General features: G+C 72.2%; 14 protein-coding genes. 7 read left to right on the plus strand and 7 right to left on the minus strand.

Annotated elements, in window-relative coordinates; genetic code table 11:
* The first annotated feature begins 7 nt into the window (after positions 1-7).
* The 3 genes from ACPEEZ_RS05230 (at position 8) to ACPEEZ_RS05240 (ending at position 4,277) form a co-directional block, all read left to right on the plus strand.
* A complete protein-coding gene (locus ACPEEZ_RS05230) occupies positions 8-1,030 on the plus strand; it encodes a carbohydrate ABC transporter permease (protein WP_423923502.1) in 1,023 nt (340 codons plus the stop codon).
* On the plus strand, positions 1,027-1,896 hold the full coding sequence (locus ACPEEZ_RS05235) for a carbohydrate ABC transporter permease (protein WP_423923504.1): 870 nt from the start codon (positions 1,027-1,029) through the stop codon (positions 1,894-1,896). The genes ACPEEZ_RS05230 and ACPEEZ_RS05235 overlap by 4 nt, the downstream gene beginning before the upstream one ends.
* 128 nt (positions 1,897-2,024) lie before the next feature.
* Positions 2,025-4,277: a glycoside hydrolase family 3 N-terminal domain-containing protein gene (locus tag ACPEEZ_RS05240; protein ID WP_423924180.1), complete on the plus strand. Its 2,253-nt coding sequence runs from the start codon at positions 2,025-2,027 to the stop codon at positions 4,275-4,277.
* A gap of 92 nt (positions 4,278-4,369) precedes the next feature.
* On the opposite strand, the gene ACPEEZ_RS05245 is transcribed toward ACPEEZ_RS05240, so the two are convergent.
* From ACPEEZ_RS05245 to ACPEEZ_RS05275, 7 genes are all read right to left on the minus strand, one after another.
* Entirely contained in the window at positions 4,370-5,695 is a 1,326-nt protein-coding gene (locus ACPEEZ_RS05245) for a M1 family metallopeptidase (RefSeq protein WP_423923506.1), read from the minus strand.
* Positions 5,692-9,705 carry a Pls/PosA family non-ribosomal peptide synthetase gene (locus ACPEEZ_RS05250; RefSeq protein ID WP_423924181.1) on the minus strand — a complete coding sequence of 1,338 codons (4,014 nt, stop codon included), beginning with the start codon at positions 9,703-9,705 and terminating at the stop codon, positions 5,692-5,694. Before ACPEEZ_RS05250 ends, ACPEEZ_RS05245 begins: the two co-directional genes overlap by 4 nt.
* 75 nt (positions 9,706-9,780) lie before the next feature.
* A complete protein-coding gene (locus ACPEEZ_RS05255) occupies positions 9,781-10,371 on the minus strand; it encodes a 4'-phosphopantetheinyl transferase family protein (RefSeq protein ID WP_423923508.1) in 591 nt (196 codons plus the stop codon).
* A gap of 61 nt (positions 10,372-10,432) precedes the next feature.
* Positions 10,433-10,744: a hypothetical protein gene (locus ACPEEZ_RS05260; protein ID WP_423923510.1), complete on the minus strand. Its 312-nt coding sequence runs from the start codon at positions 10,742-10,744 to the stop codon at positions 10,433-10,435.
* Positions 10,745-10,863: 119 nt separating this feature from the next.
* Positions 10,864-11,184: a hypothetical protein gene (locus tag ACPEEZ_RS05265; RefSeq protein WP_423923512.1), complete on the minus strand. Its 321-nt coding sequence runs from the start codon at positions 11,182-11,184 to the stop codon at positions 10,864-10,866.
* Positions 11,181-12,338, minus strand: a complete 1,158-nt coding sequence (locus ACPEEZ_RS05270; protein WP_423923513.1) for an anion permease — start codon at positions 12,336-12,338, stop codon at positions 11,181-11,183. The genes ACPEEZ_RS05265 and ACPEEZ_RS05270 overlap by 4 nt, the downstream gene beginning before the upstream one ends.
* A 281-nt stretch (positions 12,339-12,619) precedes the next feature.
* Positions 12,620-13,348 carry a FadR/GntR family transcriptional regulator gene (locus ACPEEZ_RS05275; protein ID WP_423923515.1) on the minus strand — a complete coding sequence of 243 codons (729 nt, stop codon included), beginning with the start codon at positions 13,346-13,348 and terminating at the stop codon, positions 12,620-12,622.
* 208 nt (positions 13,349-13,556) lie between these two features.
* Here ACPEEZ_RS05275 and ACPEEZ_RS05280 point away from each other — a divergent pair, with 208 nt between their 5' ends.
* From ACPEEZ_RS05280 to ACPEEZ_RS05295, 4 genes are all read left to right on the plus strand, one after another.
* Complete coding sequence (locus tag ACPEEZ_RS05280; RefSeq protein ID WP_423923517.1) at positions 13,557-15,053, plus strand: GntP family permease; 1,497 nt, start codon at positions 13,557-13,559, stop codon at positions 15,051-15,053.
* The gene (locus ACPEEZ_RS05285; protein WP_423923519.1) at positions 15,053-15,604 is read left to right on the plus strand and encodes a gluconokinase; all 552 of its coding nucleotides are present in this window, start codon (positions 15,053-15,055) and stop codon (positions 15,602-15,604) included. The genes ACPEEZ_RS05280 and ACPEEZ_RS05285 overlap by 1 nt, the downstream gene beginning before the upstream one ends.
* Before the next feature lie 185 nt (positions 15,605-15,789).
* The gene (locus tag ACPEEZ_RS05290) at positions 15,790-17,004 is read left to right on the plus strand and encodes an alcohol dehydrogenase catalytic domain-containing protein (protein ID WP_423923521.1); all 1,215 of its coding nucleotides are present in this window, start codon (positions 15,790-15,792) and stop codon (positions 17,002-17,004) included.
* Between the two features lie 190 nt (positions 17,005-17,194).
* Positions 17,195-17,341, plus strand: a complete 147-nt coding sequence (locus ACPEEZ_RS05295) for a hypothetical protein (RefSeq protein ID WP_423923523.1) — start codon at positions 17,195-17,197, stop codon at positions 17,339-17,341.
* Positions 17,342-17,366: the final 25 nt, after the last annotated feature.

Consider the following 17,366-nt stretch of genomic DNA (forward strand, 5'->3'; position numbering starts at 1 on the left):
TCACCTCATGAGCGTCAGCGCAACGCCGGTCACCGACCGTCCGGCGCCGACCTCGGATACCGCGACCGGAGGCGCCTCCCTGCAGGCGCCTCCGGGCTCGGCCCGGCGTCGCGCCACGAAACGAGAGGGCACCCGCCGCCGGATCGAGATCGGCCTGCTGGTCGGCCCGGCCCTGGTCGTCTTCCTGGGGTTCGTGATCTTCCCCGTCGTGATGGCCGCCTACTACGGCTTCTTCAGCTGGCAGGGCTTCGGCGCTCCGGTCGACTTCGTCGGGTTCCGCAACTACCTCACGATCATCCAGGACCCGACCTTCGTCGACGCCCTGCGCCACAACGCGATCATCGTCGTGCTGTCGCTCGTGCTGCAGGGTCCCGCGGCCATCCTGCTGGCGCTGCTGCTCAACCGCGGTCTGCGCGGTCAATCGCTCATCCGCGTGCTGATCTTCATCCCGTACGTGATCAGCGAGGTCGTCGTCGGCACCGGCTGGAGCCTCATGCTCCAGGGCAACGGCGCCGTCAACGGCCTGCTCGAGAAGATCGGGCTCGGCTCGCTCGCCACCGACTGGCTGGCCGACCCGTCGATCGCGATCTGGACCCTGCTGGCGATCATCACCTGGAAGTACATCGGCTTCGCCGTGATCCTCTTCCTCGCCGGACTGCAGGGCATCCCGTCCGAGCTGTCGGAGGCGGCCGCCATCGACGGGGCCGGCTACTGGTCGATCCAGCGGCACATCACGCTGCCGCTGCTGGCGCCGACGCTGCGGATCTGGGCGTTCCTGTCGATCATCGGCTCGCTGCAGCTGTTCGACCTCGTCTACATCATCTGGGGTCAGTACATCGCCGCGACCGCCGGCACCTCGACCATGGCGACGTACATGGTCGCGAACGGGCGCACGTCGGGCAGCTACGGCTACGGCAACGCGGTCGCCGTCGTGCTGTTCCTGATCTCGCTCGTCGTGGCGCTCGTCTACCAACGCTTCGTGCTGCGCCGTGACACGGCGGGCGCCCTGACCGGGAAGGTCGCGAAATGACCGCCGTCCAGACCCGCCGGCCATCGCTGGCCGCGCGACCCGCGCCTACGTTCGCCCCCGGCAAGGCCGTCGCGTACGTCGTCGCCCTCGTCGTGATCGTGCTGATGCTCGCGCCCGTCGCGTTCATCATCATCGGCGGGTTCCGCACCAACGCCCAGATCACGACCGACCCCTCCGGGCTGCCCAGCCCCTGGCAGGTCGCGAACTACGTCGACGTGCTCACCGGCACGGTCTTCTGGCGGCAGGTGCTCAACTCGGTCATCGTGGCGTTCGCGACGACCCTCGGCACGGTGGCGCTCGGGCTGATGGCCAGCTATGTGCTGGCGCGGTACCGGTTCGTCGGTCGTGGCGCGCTGTACGCGCTGTTCGCGGCCGGGCTGATGTTCCCGATGACGGTGGCCATCACACCGCTGTACCTCGTGATTCGCAACCTCGGGCTGACGAACTCGCTCGGCGGGGTCATCCTGCCGCAGATCGCGTTCGCGTTGCCGACGACGATCATCATCCTCGTGCCCTTCCTCCGGGCTATCCCCGACGAGCTCGAGGAGGCGGCCTTCCTGGACGGCTGCAGCCGCCTCGGCTTCTTCTTCAGGATGGTCGTCCGCCTGTCGCTGCCCGGCGTGATCACCGTCGGCATCCTCGCGTTCATCGCGAGCTGGAACAGCTACCTGCTGCCCCTGTTCATCCTGAACGACCCGTCGACGTTCACGCTGCCGCTCGGCGTGCAGGCGTTCTCGTCGCAGTACTCCGTCGACACCGCGCGGGTGCTCGCCTTCACGGCGCTGTCGATGATCCCGGCGCTGATCTTCTTCAGCGTCTTCGAACGCCGCATCGTCGGCGGTCTCACCGGGGCGGTCAAGGGATGACCCGCATCGACCCCGACGTGACGACACCCTCAGACCAGGAGGCGCGGGTCGAGATGACAGACACGACCGAGACGGACACGCTCGAGACGGGCATCGCGGTCGACCGCCCGGCCGCCCTGCTGGCCGAGATGACGCTGGACGAGAAGCTCGGCCAGATCGTCGGCTGGTGGGTCGACTTCGGTGGCGACGTCGTCGCGCCCATGCAGGGCGAGATGACCACCACCGGTCGCTACGACGAGGCCACCGCGCACGGTCTCGGGCACCTGACGCGGGTCTATGGGACGCGACCGGTGGACCCGGTCGAGCGCGCCTCCTGGTTATGGGGCGAACAGCGTCGTCTGCGCTCCGAGACCCGACTCGGCATCCCGGCGATCGTGCACGAGGAGTGTCTCACCGGGCTGGCGGCCTGGCAGGCCGCGACCTTCCCGACGCCGCTCGCCTGGGGAGCGTCGTTCGACGAGGAGCTCGTCGAGCACATGGCGACGCTGATCGGCGGGTCGATGCGCGAGCTCGGCGTGCACCAGGGGCTCGCCCCGGTGCTCGACGTGATCCGCGACGTGCGCTGGGGACGCGTCGACGAGTGCATCGCCGAGGACCCGTACGTCGTCGGCACCCTCGGCACGGCCTACGTGCGGGGCCTGCAACAGGCGGGGGTGCACGCCACCCTCAAGCACTTCGTCGGCTACTCGACATCGGACGCCGGGCGCAATCACGCGCCGGCGCACGTCGGGCCCCGGTTCGTCTCGGACGTGCTGCTGCCCCCGTTCGAGATGGCCGTCCTCGACGGCGGGGTCCGCTCGGTGATGAACTCGTACGCGGAGATCGACGGCGTGCCCGTCGCGGCCACGCCCGAATACCTGACCGAGCTGCTGCGCGACCGGTGGGGGTTCGACGGCGTCGTCGTGTCCGACTACTTCTCGGTGGCGTTCCTCGAGGTGATGCACCGGGTCGCGGCGGATCGCGGCGAGGCGGCCGCGCTGGCCCTCGAGGCCGGGATCGACGTCGAGCTGCCCACCGGCGACGCCTACACGGCTCCACTGGCCGAGCGTGTCCGTGCCGGCCTGGTCGACGAGGCGCTGGTCGACCGTGCCGTGCTGCGGGTGCTCCGACAGAAGGACGAGCTCGGACTGCTGGACGAGACGTTCGACGCCGCGCCCGACCAGGTCGACCTGGACAGTCCGGCCCATCGCGAGACGGCCCGCCGCCTCGCCGAGGAGTCGCTCGTCCTGCTGACGAACGACGGCACGCTGCCGCTGCTGCCCTCCGGCACGGCCGGCACCATCGCCGTCGTCGGCCCCAACGCCGACAGCGCCGCCGCCATGATGGGCTGCTACTCGTTCGCCAACCACGTGCTGGCGCACCACCCCGACGTGCCGCTCGGCATCGACGTCCCGACCCTGCTCGAGGCGCTGCGGGCCGAGCTGCCCGACTGGTCCGTGACCAGCGAGACGGGCTGCGACGTCGAGGGCGACGACCGCTCGGGCATCGAGGCCGCGGTCGAGTCGGCTCGCCGTGCCGACGTCGCCCTGGTCGTCGTGGGGGACCGCGCCGGGTTGTTCGGACGGGGGACGGTCGGCGAGGGCAACGACGTCGAGAGCCTCGAACTGCCCGGCCTGCAACGCGACCTCGTCGAGGCCGTCGTCGCGACCGGCACGCCCGTCGTGATGGTCGTGCTCTCGGGCCGGCCCTACGCGATCGACTGGGCGATCGGCGGGCCGTCCGCTCCGTCGGCCGTGGTGCAGGCGTTCTTCCCGGGGGAGAAGGGCGGCCCCGCCCTCGCCTCCGTGCTCTCGGGCCGGGTCGCGCCCTCGGGGCGGCTGCCCGTGTCGCTGCCGCGGTCGGCGGGCGCGCAGCCCTACTCGTACCTGCACCCGACGCTCGGCGGCCCCTCGGAGGTCACGAGCGCCGACAGCACGCCCGTGCTGCCGTTCGGGCACGGGCTGTCGTACACGACATGGGAGCGGTCGGACCTCGGGCTCGAGAACGCGGCGGTCGAGGCCGGGGACGCGTTCGTCGCGACCGTCACCGTGCGCAACACCGGCGACCGCCCCGGGACCGACGTCGTGCAGTTGTACGGGCACGACGTGACGGGCTCCGTGACGCGGCCCGTGGCGCAACTGCTCGGCTTCGCCCGGGTCGCCCTCGACCCCGGTGAGGAGGCGCGGGTGTCGTTCACCGTGCCGGCCGCCCGTCTGGCCTTCACCGACCGGGGGCACCACCGCGTCGTCGAGCCCGGCGCCATCGACCTCTGGGTCGGGCCCTCGTGCGACATCCGTGAGACGACGGCGACCCTCGACCTCACCGGTGGGGTCTACGGCGTGACCGGGGCCGATGCCCGCTCCACCCGGGTCTCGATCGACCGCGTGCCGACGGTCCGCTGACGGCGGTCGATCGGACGCGGTGAGGCCGACCGGGACGGGATCGTCCCGGTCGGCCGAGCCGGTCGGCCGGGCCGCTCGGCCGGCCGGGGGGATCAGGCCCGGCTGGCCGGCAGCTTCGGCAGGGCCCGCTCGTCGAGCCAGGAGGCGAACAGGCCGCCGAGGTCGGCGCCCGTGCGGCGCTCGCAGTGGGCGACGAAGTCGGCGGTCGTGACGACCCCGTGCCGGTTCTCGCCGGCCCACGAGCGCAGCACGTCGACGAACGCCTCGTCGCCGACCGTGAGTCGCAGGGCGTGCAACGTCAACGCGCCGCGCTTGTACACGCGGTCGTCGAACATGGCGCCCGGGCCGGGGTCGCCGACGACGATGTCGTGCGGGGGCAGCGCGAGGCGCAGGCGCGTGCGGGTCGCGTGGGTGTGCGCCGACACCCCGCCCGAGTACTCCGACCAGAGCCATTCGGCGTAGCAGGCGAAGCCCTCGTTCAGCCAGATGTGCCGCCAGGCGGCCACGCCGACGCTGTTGCCGAACCACTGATGCGCCAGCTCGTGGGCGATCAGCCGCTCGGCACCCGACCGGCCGTCTGCGTGGTTGGCGCCGAAGACGGCCGCGCCCTGCGCCTCCAAGGGGATCTCCAGGTCGTCGGCCGTGACGACGACGGTGTAGCCGTCGAACGGATAGGGGCCGAAGGACTCGGTGAAGCAGGCCATCATGCGCGGGAGCGGGTCGAAGTCGTGGGCGATGCGGGAGCGCAGCTCGGGCGGCCCGACGAGCGCACCGGCGATCGGCGCCTCGGCCGAGCCGAGGGCGACCGGGATCGACTCGTACCGACCGATCTGCACCGTCGCGAGATAGGTCGACGTCGGCTCGTGCTGCTCGTAGGTCCAGCTGACGCGACCCGCCGTCGTCTTGCGCGAGGTGAGGCGGCCGTTGCAGACCACGGTGTAGCCCGACTCGGCCGCGACCCGGATGCGATAGGTCGCCTTGTCGTCGGGCCGGTCATTGCACGGGAACCAGGTCGACGCACCGTTCGGCTGGGCCGCGACGATCACGCCGTCGGTGAGCTCCTCCCAGCCGATCTCGCCCCAGGGGCTCGACCGGGGAGCGGGCGACCCCGAGTAGTCGATGACGACCGTGAAGCGCTCGCCCGGCTCGACCGGCTGCGGCAGGGTGATCGACAGCTTCGTCGCCGACTGTGTGAAGCGCGTCTTGCCGCGACCGATGCGCACCTTCGACACCCGGAGCCCCGCCAGATCGAGCGACAACGTCCGGAGGCGCCGGTCGGCCACCACGACGAGGGTCGCGACCCCGTCGAGCCGGTTGGTCGCCACGCGGTAGCCGAGGTCGAGATCGTACGAGTCGACTCCGTAGCCGGTGTTGCCGCTGTCGGGCGTGTAGGGATCGGGCCGCGTGTCTCCCGTCACGAGGTGACGGCGTGGTAATCGGCGAAACGCACCTCGCGCCAGGGACCGATCGGGTTGCCGCTCCAGCGGGTGCCGGTCGGCACGTCCTCGCCGCGCATGACGAGGGAGGCGGGCCCGACCGTGGCGTGCGAGCCGATCACGGCGGCGGGGAGGACGACGCTGTGCGGCCCGAGGGTCGAGCCGGCGTCGAGGGTGACGGTGTCCATGCTCATGATTCGATCATGGAACAGGTGCGTCTGCACGACGCACCCCCGGTTGACCGTGCTGCCGTCGCCCAATTCGACGAGATCGGCCTCGGGCAGCCAGTAGGAGTCGGTCCAGACGCCGCGGCCGATGGACGCGCCGAGACTGCGCAACCACCAGACGAGCGCGGGCGTACCGGCAGCCGCCCGGGCGAACCAGGGCGCCGCGCACATCTCGGTGAACACGTCGGCGGTCTCGCTCCGCCAGATGAACGACGACCAGAGCGGCTTCTCGCCGGGGCGCACGCGCCCGATCAACAGCCACTTCGCCGCGGTGCTCACCCCGGCCGCCACCGCGCCGACCGCGAGCATGATCGCGCCGCTGACGAGGACGGTCCACCACGGGCCCCAGACGAGCGTCAGGGCGGCGAGGGAGAAGACGAGGCCGAGGCCGATGCCGCACGTGACGACGACGGGGACGACGCGGCTGAGCTCCCAGACGATGCGGGCGACGCGCAGACGCGTCGGGGGACGGAAGGTCAGCGACTCGTCGGCGACCGCGACGGTGCGGCGGAGGCGGACGGGTGGCGAGCCGAGCCACGACGATCCGGCCTTCGAGCGGCGGGGTGCGGCCGACAGGACGGCGACGAGACCGTCCTTGGGCACCGTGTGACCCGGCGCCGTCATGCCCGAGTTGCCGAGGAACGCCCGTCGGCCGATCTCGGCGCGGGCGACCCGCAGGTAGCCGCCGCCCAGCTCGTACGAGGCCACGAGCGTGTCGTCGGCGAGGAAGGCCCCGTCGCGGATCGTCGTCATCGACGGCAGCAGCAGCACCGTCGACGCCTCGACGTCGCGGCCGACCGTCGCGCCGAGCAGCCTGAGCCAGACCGGGGTGAACAGGCTCGAGTAGAGCGGGAAGAGAAATGTGCGCGACAGGTCGAGCAGGCGCTCGGTGCTCCAGACCTGCCAGCCGACCCGGCTGCGCGTCGGGTACGTGCCCTCGTCCACGCCGAGGGCGAGCAGTCGCACGCAGACCACGACGACGACGGCGGCCACGACGCCCGCGACGAGGGTGGCCGGGGCGAGCAGGGCGAGGGCGCGCCACCAGGCCGCGCCGATGGTCGACGAGCCGGCCGTCCCGAGGGCGATCACCGCGCCTCCGGCGATCAGGGCGACGATCGGGACGAGCGACAGGGCGACCGACGACAGGGCGTAGGCCCAGAGCCACCGCGTGTTGCGGGCCGGTCGCTCGGCGGGCCACCAGGTGCTGTTCTTGCCGACGCGGGCGGCGGGGGAGCCCGACCAGGCCTGCCCCGAGCGGACCCGGCCGAAGACCGCCGATCCGGGTGCGATCGCGGCGTTCTTGCCGATGCGGGTCCCCGGCAGCAGCGTGCTCCGCATGCCCACCGTGCTGCCCGCGCCGATCCGGACGGCGCCGATGCGCAGGACGTCACCGTCGATCCAGTAGCCCGACAGGTCGACCTCGGGCTCGATGGCGGCGCCGCGCCCGATGCGCAGCATGCCGGTGACCGGCGGCAGGGTGTGCAGGTCGACGTCGGGGGCGATCCGAGCGCCGAGTGCCCGGGCGTAGTACGTGACCCAGGGGGCGCCGGCGAGGCCGACCGCCGCGATCTGCTGGGCGACCTGTTCGGCCAGCCAGAGACGAAGGTGCACCGAACCACCCCGGGGGTGGTCACCGGCACGGACCCCGGCGAGCAGGAGGCGCGAGGCGAGCACCGAGATCGCCATGCGTCCGAACGGGGTGACGAACACGATCAGCCCGAGCACGAGCAGCCAGACGTCCACGCGCGGCAGCCAGGCGAAGCCGTCCCACCACGACAGCACGGTCGACGCGGTCAGCGTGTAGACGAGCCAGCGCGCGCCGCTCAGCACGTGCAGCGGTAGGCCGAGCAGCGTCTGCGCCCACTGGGTACGCGCCGGGGTCGGAGCCGTGCGGTGGAACTCGGCGGGGTCTCCGCCGCCGACGTCGCCCGCCCGGTCGCGGGCCCGCTGCGTCAACGCGTCGGACATCGAGCCGAGCCGCGGGTGCGAGTAGACGTCGGCGACCGTGTACTCGGGGTCGCGTCGGCGGATGCGCGCCACCAGCTGGGCGGCCGCGAGCGAGCCGCCGCCGAGGTCGAAGAAGTGCGCGTCGACGTCACCGACCGGCACCCCGAGCACGGCCTGCCAGTCGGCGGCGAGCACGGCGGCGTCCGGGCCCATGCGATCGTCGTCGCCGCCCTGGTCGGGCAACGGCCACGGCAGCGCGTCGCGGTCGATCTTGCCCGACGTCTTCGTCGGCAGGTCGCCGTCGACGACCGCGAGCAGGGGCACGAGCGCGGCGGGCAGCTCCTCGCGCAGACGCGTGAGGGCCGAGGAACGGTCGAAGCCGTCGGCGCCGTGGCTGAGTGCCAGGTAGCCGACGATGACCTGGTTGCCGGCCTCGGTGCGCCGGACGGCCGCGGCGGCGCCGGCGACCCCGGGCAGGGCCTGCAGCGCCGACTCGATCTCGCCGAGTTCGATGCGACGCCCGCCCACCTTCACCTGGTCGTCGGCGCGACCCACGAAGGTGAGGCCCTCGGGGTCGAAGCGGACGAGGTCGCCGCTGCGGTAGGCGCGAGCCCACCCGAGCCCGTCGTGCGGGGCGTACTTCTCGGCGTCCTTGGCCGGGTCGAGATAGCGGGCCAGCCCGACGCCGCCGATGATCAACTCGCCGACCTCGCCCAGGCCGACGCGGTCGCCGGCGGGGTCGACGACGGCGGTGTCCCAGCCGTCGAGGGGGTGACCGATGCGGATCGGATCGCCGGGCTGCACCAGGGCACCGGTCGCGACCACGGTCGACTCGGTGGGACCGTACGTGTTCCAGACCTCGCGGCCGTCGCCGCAGACGCGGTCGACCAGGTCGGCCGGGAACGCCTCGCCGCCGAAGATCAGCAGCCGGACGCTCTCGAGGGCGTCGGCGGGCCAGAGCGCGGCGAGCGTCGGTACCGTCGACACGACGGTGATGCCGTGCGTGACGAGCCAGGGCCCGAGGTCGGCACCCGTGCGGACGAGGCTGCGCGGTGCCGGGACGAGGCACGCCCCGTGCCGCCAGGCGAGCCACATCTCTTCGCAGGACGCGTCGAACGCGACGCTGAGACCCGCCAGGACCCGGTCGCCCGGGCCGATCGGCTCGTCCTGGAGGAAGAGCCTCGCCTCGGCGTCGACGAACGCCGCCGCCGACCGGTGGCTCGCGGCCACGCCCTTCGGCGTCCCGGTCGAGCCCGACGTGAAGATGATCCAGGCGTCGTCGCCCGGCTCGGGGGTCGTCGCGAGCACCGGCGCCGCGTCCGGTGTCGGCGCCGGTGTCGGTGTCGGTGTCGCTGTCGGAGCCGAGGAGGCGCGGCTCGCGTCGGTCGACACCGCTCGCGCGAACAGGTCGGCCGAGTCGCCCGCGCGGCCGGGGCTCGGCACGAAGACGCCGCCGCCCCCGACGATCCCGGCCACAGCCGCTTCGCCGAAGACGAGGGCGGCCCGTTCGTCGGGGTCGTCGGCGTCGACGGGCACGTAGGCGGCGCCCGCGGTGAGGATCGCGAGGATGGCGAGGTACAGCCGACGATCGCCGGACGGCATGCGCACGCCGATCCGATCGCCGCGGCCGGCCCCGGCGTCACGGAGCACGCGGGCCGCTCGCTCGACCGCCACGGCGAGCTCGCGGTAGCTGACGGCGCCGCGCTCGTCCTCGAGGGCGGAGGCCTCGGGGTGCTGCTCGACGGTGGCGCGCAGCACGTCGACCAGGGTGCGCTCGGGTGCCGCGAGGGGCGAGCGGGCGAACAGGCCGGGAGTCAGGCCGGCGTCCGGCGTGGTCTCGTCGTCGGATGCGTTCGTACCGGGGGTCGTGAGGTCGTGAGACACGGCGCGAACCTAGGAGGTCACGGTAGACGGCAGATGAACGACGACGGCATCGGCGGTGAGACCGATACCGGCGACGACTGCGACCACGTCGGCGCCGTCGGGATGCCCGAGCCGCAGCTCGACGGTGGTCTCGGCGAAGCCCGCGGCGGTGCGGGTGCCCGGCCCGGGGCCGGGGTGCAGCGAGAACGACGCGGGGTCTCGGGTCAGGCCGTCGCCGGTCGACTTGACCAGTGCCTCCTTGTGGACCCAGCTGCGCAGCGGGTCGTCGCCCGTCTCGTCTCGCGAGAGGGCGACCGCCGCCAGCTCGGGGACGGGGCGGCGGCGCTCGACGTCGACGCCGACGGGGAGTCCGCGGCGGAGGGCGACGAGCGCCAACCCGGAGGTGCGCGAGAGGCTCACGTGCAGGCCGTCGCCGTCGCGGACGACGGGTCGCCCGTGCGGGCCCCCGCAGCGTCGGCAGGGCTCGCGGTCGATCACGACGGCGTCCGCGGGGCGTCCGAGGGCGGAGCCGACGATCGTGCGGAGCACCTGGCTCGCCGAGTCCGGATCGTCGACCAGCCACACGTCGACGCCGTCGCCGCCCGGTCGCGATGTCGTCATGCCCGCAGCCTAGGCGTCACGCGCGCCGCCACGCGGCAGCACGGCCGCGCGGGCGGCGGCGTCAGCGCAGGGCCGTGGGGACGGTCTCGGAGCGGCTCCAGTCGACCTCGAGTCGGCGGCCGTCGAGTCGCTCGTCGAGCTCGGCCTGCAGGGACCGCTTGAACACGCCCTCGGCGTACTCGTCGGCCACGACCGCCTCCACGCGCAGCACACCGAATTCGTCGGTGACGAGCACGGGGCCGTCGGCGAAGCGGACGATGAACTGATGCGCCTTGATCGGGACGTTCTCGTAGCGGCGACGGAAGCTCCGCTCGAGGGTGCGCACGGTGCCGATGCCGTCCGACGGCCTGACGACTGCACTGATCGCGATCATGGGGTCGATGCTCCGCCTCGGATGCGACCGGCACGTGAACGAGACGTGACCGGTGGCTGATGATCGACTCGGGGTCCGCTGTGCGAGGTGTTCATCGTCGGGGCGGCGCGGACGTCGGCCTAGTGGAACTGCGGGATGGCCAGCCAGAGACCGGTCAGCACGGCGAACACGCCGATCGCGAAGCACAAGCCCGAGCCGAGTGTCACGATCAGCGGCCGGGGCGGGGCGGCGGCCGCTGTCCGTGCTGCACCCTGCCCTGCCGGGCCTCCTGCCGCGGCCGGTCGCGCGGAGTCGTCCGGCGTCCACGCCGGGTCGAGACGCCCGTTCGCCATCAGCCGGATGCCGAGCGCGAACGATCCCACCACGACGGCCGTCGCGGCCAGCGCGACGCCGAACACGACGACGAACGCACCCCAGTCGATGTCGATGTCCATGGTCATGCCTCCTCGGTCAAGCGCCCGGCGTCGACCTTCTCGGGCGCCTCGTCGCTGTCGTTCACGGTGTGCTGGGTGATCGGGTGGCGTTTGGCCAGGGTGTAGAAGACGATGCCGCCGGCGAGCGCGAGGACGGCCACGATCACGAGACCGAACGTGCTGGAGCTCGCGATCCACGCGGCGAGACCGCCGACCAGCGCGGCCGCGGGCAGGGTCACGACCCAGGCCGAGGCGATCCGCCCGACGACGCCCCAGTGCACCGTGGCGAGTCTCTTGCCGAGTCCGGCTCCGACGATCGAGCCCGAGGTCACCTGGGTCGTCGACAGCGCGAACCCGAGGTGGGACGAGATCAGGATGGTCGCGGCCGAGCTCGTCTCGGCCGCGAAGCCCTGCGGGGACTGCACGTCGGTGATCCGTTTGCCGACGGTGCGCATGATCCGCCAGCCGCCGATGTAGGTGCCGAGGGCGATGGCGAGGCCGCAGGCGAGGATCACCCAGAACTGCGGGGCCGTGCCCGCGCCCTGGTACCCGGCCGCGACCAGGGTGAGCGTGATCACGCCCATCGTCTTCTGCGCGTCGTTCGTGCCGTGGGCGAGGGAGACGAGCGAGGCGCTCACGGTCTGCCCGTGACGGAAGGCGGCCTCCGAGCCGCGGGCGCGGGCGTTCTTCGTGATGCGGTAGGCGGCGTAGGTCGCGACCAGGGCCACGACGCCGGCGACCAGCGGCGAGAGCAGGGCGGGCAGCACCACCTTGGACAGCACGACACCGAAGTCGACGGCACCGACGCCGGCCCCGATCACGGCGGCGCCGATCAGGCCGCCGAACAAAGCGTGGGACGAGCTGGACGGCAGCCCGAGGTACCAGGTGGCGAGGTTCCAGAGCACCGCCCCGACCAGGCCGGCGAAGATCATCACGGGTGTCACCTGCACCCCGCCGTCGCCCTCGCGGATGATGCCGTTCGAGACGGTCTTGGCGACCTCCGTCGAGAGGAACGCGCCGACGAGGTTCAGCACGGCCGAGATGAGTACCGCGACGCGGGGCTTGAGCGCGCCGGTGGCGACGGAGGTCGCCATGGCGTTGGCGGTGTCGTGGAACCCGTTCGTGAAGTCGAAGACCAGCGCCACGACGATCACGAGCGTGACCGTGAGCAGGACGTCCATGGTTCATCCCCTTGTCCGAGGGATGCGACGTCGTCGCGGGTCGCGGCACGATGCCCCTCTGTCGGGGGACGCTAGGCCGCCGTCGCGGGGTCGTCCGTGAACATGCGGTGAACACGTCGGGCGCCGTCCCGTGAACCTCGTCGTCGCGTCGCGCACCACACCTGCGCACCTCGTTCTGATCAAGACACCTCGCCAGAACGAGGTGCATCGATCAGAGCGAGGTGCGGCGCCGGTCGGCCGAGGAGGTGCGGCGATGGTCAGCCGAGGGGGCGCGGCGCCGGTCAGCCGGGAGTCGGCGCCTCGCGCACGAACTCGTCGACCGTATCGGTCAGCAGCGCGAAGCTGGCCGCGTAGGCCGCCTCGGGGTCGCGGTCGGCGAGGGCGGCGGCGAGTGCGAAGTGCCGGTCGGCCGCCGCGGGCGTGTAGTCCGTGATCGTGAAGCGCTTCTCCTCGACGCGGGTGCGCAACAGCGCCTCGACCGTCGTCGCGAAGTGGCCGATCACGGCGTTGCCGCAGCTCTGCAGGATCGTCGTGTGGAAGGCGACATCCGCCTCCAGATAGCGTCGACCGTCGCCGGCCGTGCCCGACTCGACCATGGTCGTGGCGGCCTGCTGCACGAGCGCCGCCTGGATCGGCGTCATGGCGGTGGCGGCCAACCGGGCCGCGACGGGTTCGAGCCCCAGTCGCAGCTCGAGCAGCTCGCGCATCTGCGTGAAGTACTCCGTGCCCCGGCCCCGCCAGACGATCACCTGCGGGTTCATGAGGTCCCACGCGATGCGGGGCAGCACCTGCGTGCCGACCCGCTGACGTGGCTCGACCATGCCGAGCGACTGCAGGACCCGCAGGGCCTCGCGCAGCACCGAGCGCGAGACGCCGAAGCGCGTGCCGAGTTCGTCGACGTTGACGATGCTGCCGACGGCATGGCGACCCTCGACGATCTCCTGACCGAGCACGTCGACGACCTGGGCGTGCAGGCCTCGTTCACGGGACGCACCGAGACCGGGGTTCATCGCGCCTCCTCGTCGGGGTCGTTGCCGTGCGCGCCACACTGTGGCACACTCCATAAATCTGATTAGTCGTACTAATCAGATCTTCTCCTCGACAACCTTGCCATGCTCGGCGGCCCTCCGGTCATCGACGCGGGCAGACTGCGGAGAAGAGCTCCCACCCCTACGCCGATGAGGTCGCAGAGACGCGTCCTCGGAAGGACGCGACGGAATGCATCTCCTCGCTGCGGCCACTGCCGCACCCACGCCTACGGGCTCCACTCCGCAACTGATCATCGCGGCCCTCGTGGGCATCGCCGTGATCGTGCTGCTGATCACCTGGTTGAAGGTCCATCCCTTCCTGTCGCTGCTGATCGGCGCGGTCGGTGTCGGGATCGCCGCGGGGCTCGCGCCCGGCGACGCGATCACGAGCTTCGGCAACGGCTTCGGCTCGACCATGACCAGCGTCGGCATCCTGATCGGACTCGGCGCCATGTTCGGCAAGCTGCTCAGCGACTCGGGTGGCGCCGACCGCATCGTCGACACGTTGGTGAGCCGCGCCTCCGCCCGCTCGCTGCCCTGGGTCATGGCCCTGATCGGTGCGCTCATCGGTCTGCCGATGTTCTTCGAGGTCGGTCTCGTGCTGATGATCCCGGTCATCGTGCTCGTCGCGCGTCGGAGCGGTGTCCCGCTGATGCGCATCGCGATCCCGGCGCTCGCGGGATTGTCGACGATGCACGCGCTCGTCCCGCCGCACCCCGGCCCGCTGCTCGCCGTCTCGACCGTCGGGGCCGACCTCGGGCTGACCCTCGCCCTCGGCGTGCTGGTGGCCATCCCGACCGTGATCGTCGCCGGGCCCCTCTTCTCCAAGCTCGCGGCCCGCTGGGTCGACATCCCGGTGCCCGACCTGTTCGTCTCTCGGGGCGAGGGCGCGGCGACCGCGAGCGGCTCGGCCGGCAGCACCAGCCGAGGAGGCGCGGGCACCGTCACCGAGGAGCGCGCCACCACGACGACGGGAACCGGCACGGGCGCCGGCGCCTCGGACGCCGACCCGGGTCGCCGTCCGAGCTTCGCCATCGCGCTCGTCGGCATCCTCCTGCCAGTCGTGCTCATGCTGGCCCGGTCGGTGCGGGAGGCCGCGGCACCCGACGCGTCCGGCCCCGCCGTGTCGCTGCTCGAGTTCCTGGGGACGCCCGTCGTCGCCCTGACGATCGCCGTGCTCTTCGCGATGGTCTTCTACGCCCGTGGCGGCGGCATGGACCGGGCCGCCGTGAGCAAGACCCTCGGCGCTTCGCTGCCCGACATCGCCGGCATCCTGCTGATCGTCGGTGCCGGTGGTGGGTTCAAGCAGGTGCTGATCGACACCGGCATCGGCACGGTGATCGGGGACGCGGTGCGCGAGAGCGGCGTGTCGGTGCTCCTCGTCGCGTGGCTGGTCGCCGCGCTCGTGCGGATCGCCACCGGCTCGGCCACCGTCGCGACGGTCACGGCCGCCGGCATCATGGCCCCGCTGGCCGCCGACCTGTCCGGTGTCGAGACGTCGTTGCTCGTGCTCGCCATCGGCGCGGGCTCCGTGTTCCTGTCGCACGTCAACGACGCCGGATTCTGGTTGATCAAGGAGTACCTGCGCACGACCGTGGGTCAGAACGTCAAGACCTGGAGTGTCATGGAATGCATCCTGAGCGTCACGGGCCTCGCCGGCGTCATGCTGATCGACGTGTTCGTCTGATGGCCGCCGTGCCGGTGGCTCCGACAGCCGTGTCCGAGAAGTACGACGCGCCGCTGGTGCTGGTGTTCATGGGGGTGTCGGGCTCGGGCAAGTCGACCGTGGCCGCCCTCGTGGCCGAGCGTCTGGGCTGGGACTTCGCCGAGGGCGACGACCTGCACCCCGACGAGAACGTCGCCAAGATGGCCGCGGGCATCCCGCTCGACGACGACGACCGGGCTCCGTGGCTCGACACCGTCTCGTCGTGGATCATCGAGCACGCCATGGCCGGGGTGCCCGGCGTGATCACCTGCTCGGCGCTCAAGCGCAAGTACCGCGACGTGCTCCGCGAGCACAACGTCGTCTTCGTGCACATCCGCGGCGGTGCCGAGCTGATCGGCCGCCGCATGCAGGAGCGCTCGGGGCACTTCATGCCGACCGCGTTGCTCGAGTCGCAGGTCGCGACGCTCGAGCCGCCGCAGGCCGACGAGCGGCACATCGTCGTCGACGCCGACCGTGCGCCCGACGAGGAGGCCGACGACGTGCTCGACCAGCTCGGTCTCACCCCCGCCTGACCCTCTCACCCGTCCCCTCTTCCGATCGACGTGTCGCGTCGGGTCGATGTTTCGACGAAACATCGACCCGACGCGACACGTCGTTGGGGGAGGGGCGTTCACCGGGGCGTCGTCCGTCGTCCACCTGCCGTTCGCCACGCCCTCGTAGCGTCGGCAACACCATACGCACGAACGACGGGGATCAGATGTCGACGCCGATCGCGACCCCGACGACGGTGCCGGGGCACGACCACTTCTTGCCGCAGGCCGCCACCGCGATGGTCTGGCCGGGGCCCGGACGCCGCTTCGAGGCCGTGGCCGTGCCCGCCGTCCGGCTGGAGCGCGGGGACGTCATCGTCCGCATCGAGCTCGCTTCGATCTGTCCCTCGGATCTGCGTGCGATCGCGGGGGACGGCACCGTGGCGGCTCCCGGCGTCCTCGGTCACGAGGCCGTCGGACGCATCGTCGCGGCCGACCAGCACGCCCGTACGTCGGGTGGGGCCCGCCTGCTACCGGGCATGAGGGTCGTCTGGTCGACGACGGTCTCGTGCGGTCGCTGCACGTTCTGCCACCGGGGCCTGCCGCAGCGCTGCACGGCAGCCGCCCGGTACGGCCGCGAACGGATGCGCCGGCACTGGGACCTGTCGGGCGCCTTCGCGACCCATGTGCACGTGCGGCGCGGCAGCGGGGTGGTCGTCGTCGGAGACGACGTGCCCGCGGCGGCGCTCGCGCCCGTCGCCTGTGCCGGTGCGACGGCCTGGGCCGCCGTGTCCCGGGCGCAGACGATCTGGGGTGCCCCGATCGCGGGCGAGGTCGTGTTGGTCGCGGGCTCCGGCGCGGCCGCTCTGACGGCCGTCGCCCTGGCGGTCGAGGCGGGGGCGAGGCCCGTCGTCCTCGCGGCGACCGAGGACGGCCGTCGCCGCGCCCTCCTCTTCGGAGCGGTCGCCGTCGCCGACCCGACCGCTCTCAGCGGGCCGCTCTCCCTGCCTCGGGTCCTCGCCGCCGTCGATCGCGGTGGCCTCCACCGCACGATCGGCCTCGACTTCTCCGGCCGTGCCGACCGGATCGCGCGCCTCGCCGCGAGTGTCGTCGACGGAGGCGTCCTCGTCCTGGCGTCCGTGTCCACGTCGGCGCCGGCTTCGGTGCCACCGGGCCACGGTCACGGCCACGGCAGCTCCCTCGACGCGAGCCTGCCGATCGGCACGGACCGCCTCGTCCGCTCGGCCATCACCGTCGCCGGTGTCACCGGGACGGACCCGTGCGCCCTCGAGAATGCCGTCGGTTTCGTGACCGAGACGTGGCACCGCTATCCGTTCGGCGAGCTGGTCGGCGCGACGTATCCACTGGACCGCCTCGAGGAGGCGCTGGCTGCGGCCGGTGCCGACACCGCGCCTCCTCGGGTCGGTATCGTCCCCGAATGACCGGGCCGATCATCCGCGGAACGAACCGGCCTCGCACGATGTCGGTGGCCTGACGTACGGTTCGAGGGATCGGGGTGCAGCATCCCTCGTCGTGTGATCGATCTCGTCTCCGCTGTTCGGGGGCGCAGGTGACACGATGGGTTCCCCGGACGAGACGGGGCCTTACGCGGCCCCCAGAAACGAGGTCGTCATGACCGCATCCCTTCCGTCCCGGTCGCCCGGGGACAGCAGCTCGACCTCGAGCGAGTCGACCCGCTCAGGCGACATGACCGCCCTCGTGGGGCTCTCGCACGAAGCCCTCGTCGCCCTGGTCAAGACCCGGCTGCGCATCGGCTAGCCGAGGCCCTCTCGCGGCGCCCGGT

Source organism: Frigoribacterium sp. 2-23 (genome assembly GCF_049601585.1).
In the GTDB taxonomy this organism is placed as follows: domain Bacteria; phylum Actinomycetota; class Actinomycetes; order Actinomycetales; family Microbacteriaceae; genus Frigoribacterium.

Excerpts from the sequence above, each read along its gene's own strand:
- ACPEEZ_RS05230 (WP_423923502.1), top strand. The coding sequence starts at position 8 with ATGAGCGTCAGCGCAACGCCGGTCACCGACCGTCCGGCGCCGACCTCG.
- ACPEEZ_RS05235 (WP_423923504.1), top strand. The coding sequence starts at position 1,027 with ATGACCGCCGTCCAGACCCGCCGGCCATCGCTGGCCGCGCGACCCGCG.
- ACPEEZ_RS05240 (WP_423924180.1), top strand. The coding sequence starts at position 2,025 with ATGACGCTGGACGAGAAGCTCGGCCAGATCGTCGGCTGGTGGGTCGAC.
- ACPEEZ_RS05255 (WP_423923508.1), bottom strand. The coding sequence starts at position 10,371 with ATGACGACATCGCGACCGGGCGGCGACGGCGTCGACGTGTGGCTGGTC.
- ACPEEZ_RS05260 (WP_423923510.1), bottom strand. The coding sequence starts at position 10,744 with ATGATCGCGATCAGTGCAGTCGTCAGGCCGTCGGACGGCATCGGCACC.
- ACPEEZ_RS05265 (WP_423923512.1), bottom strand. The coding sequence starts at position 11,184 with ATGACCATGGACATCGACATCGACTGGGGTGCGTTCGTCGTCGTGTTC.
- ACPEEZ_RS05270 (WP_423923513.1), bottom strand. The coding sequence starts at position 12,338 with ATGGACGTCCTGCTCACGGTCACGCTCGTGATCGTCGTGGCGCTGGTC.
- ACPEEZ_RS05275 (WP_423923515.1), bottom strand. The coding sequence starts at position 13,348 with ATGAACCCCGGTCTCGGTGCGTCCCGTGAACGAGGCCTGCACGCCCAG.
- ACPEEZ_RS05280 (WP_423923517.1), top strand. The coding sequence starts at position 13,557 with ATGCATCTCCTCGCTGCGGCCACTGCCGCACCCACGCCTACGGGCTCC.
- ACPEEZ_RS05285 (WP_423923519.1), top strand. The coding sequence starts at position 15,053 with ATGGCCGCCGTGCCGGTGGCTCCGACAGCCGTGTCCGAGAAGTACGAC.
- ACPEEZ_RS05290 (WP_423923521.1), top strand. The coding sequence starts at position 15,790 with ATGTCGACGCCGATCGCGACCCCGACGACGGTGCCGGGGCACGACCAC.
- ACPEEZ_RS05295 (WP_423923523.1), top strand. The coding sequence starts at position 17,195 with ATGACCGCATCCCTTCCGTCCCGGTCGCCCGGGGACAGCAGCTCGACC.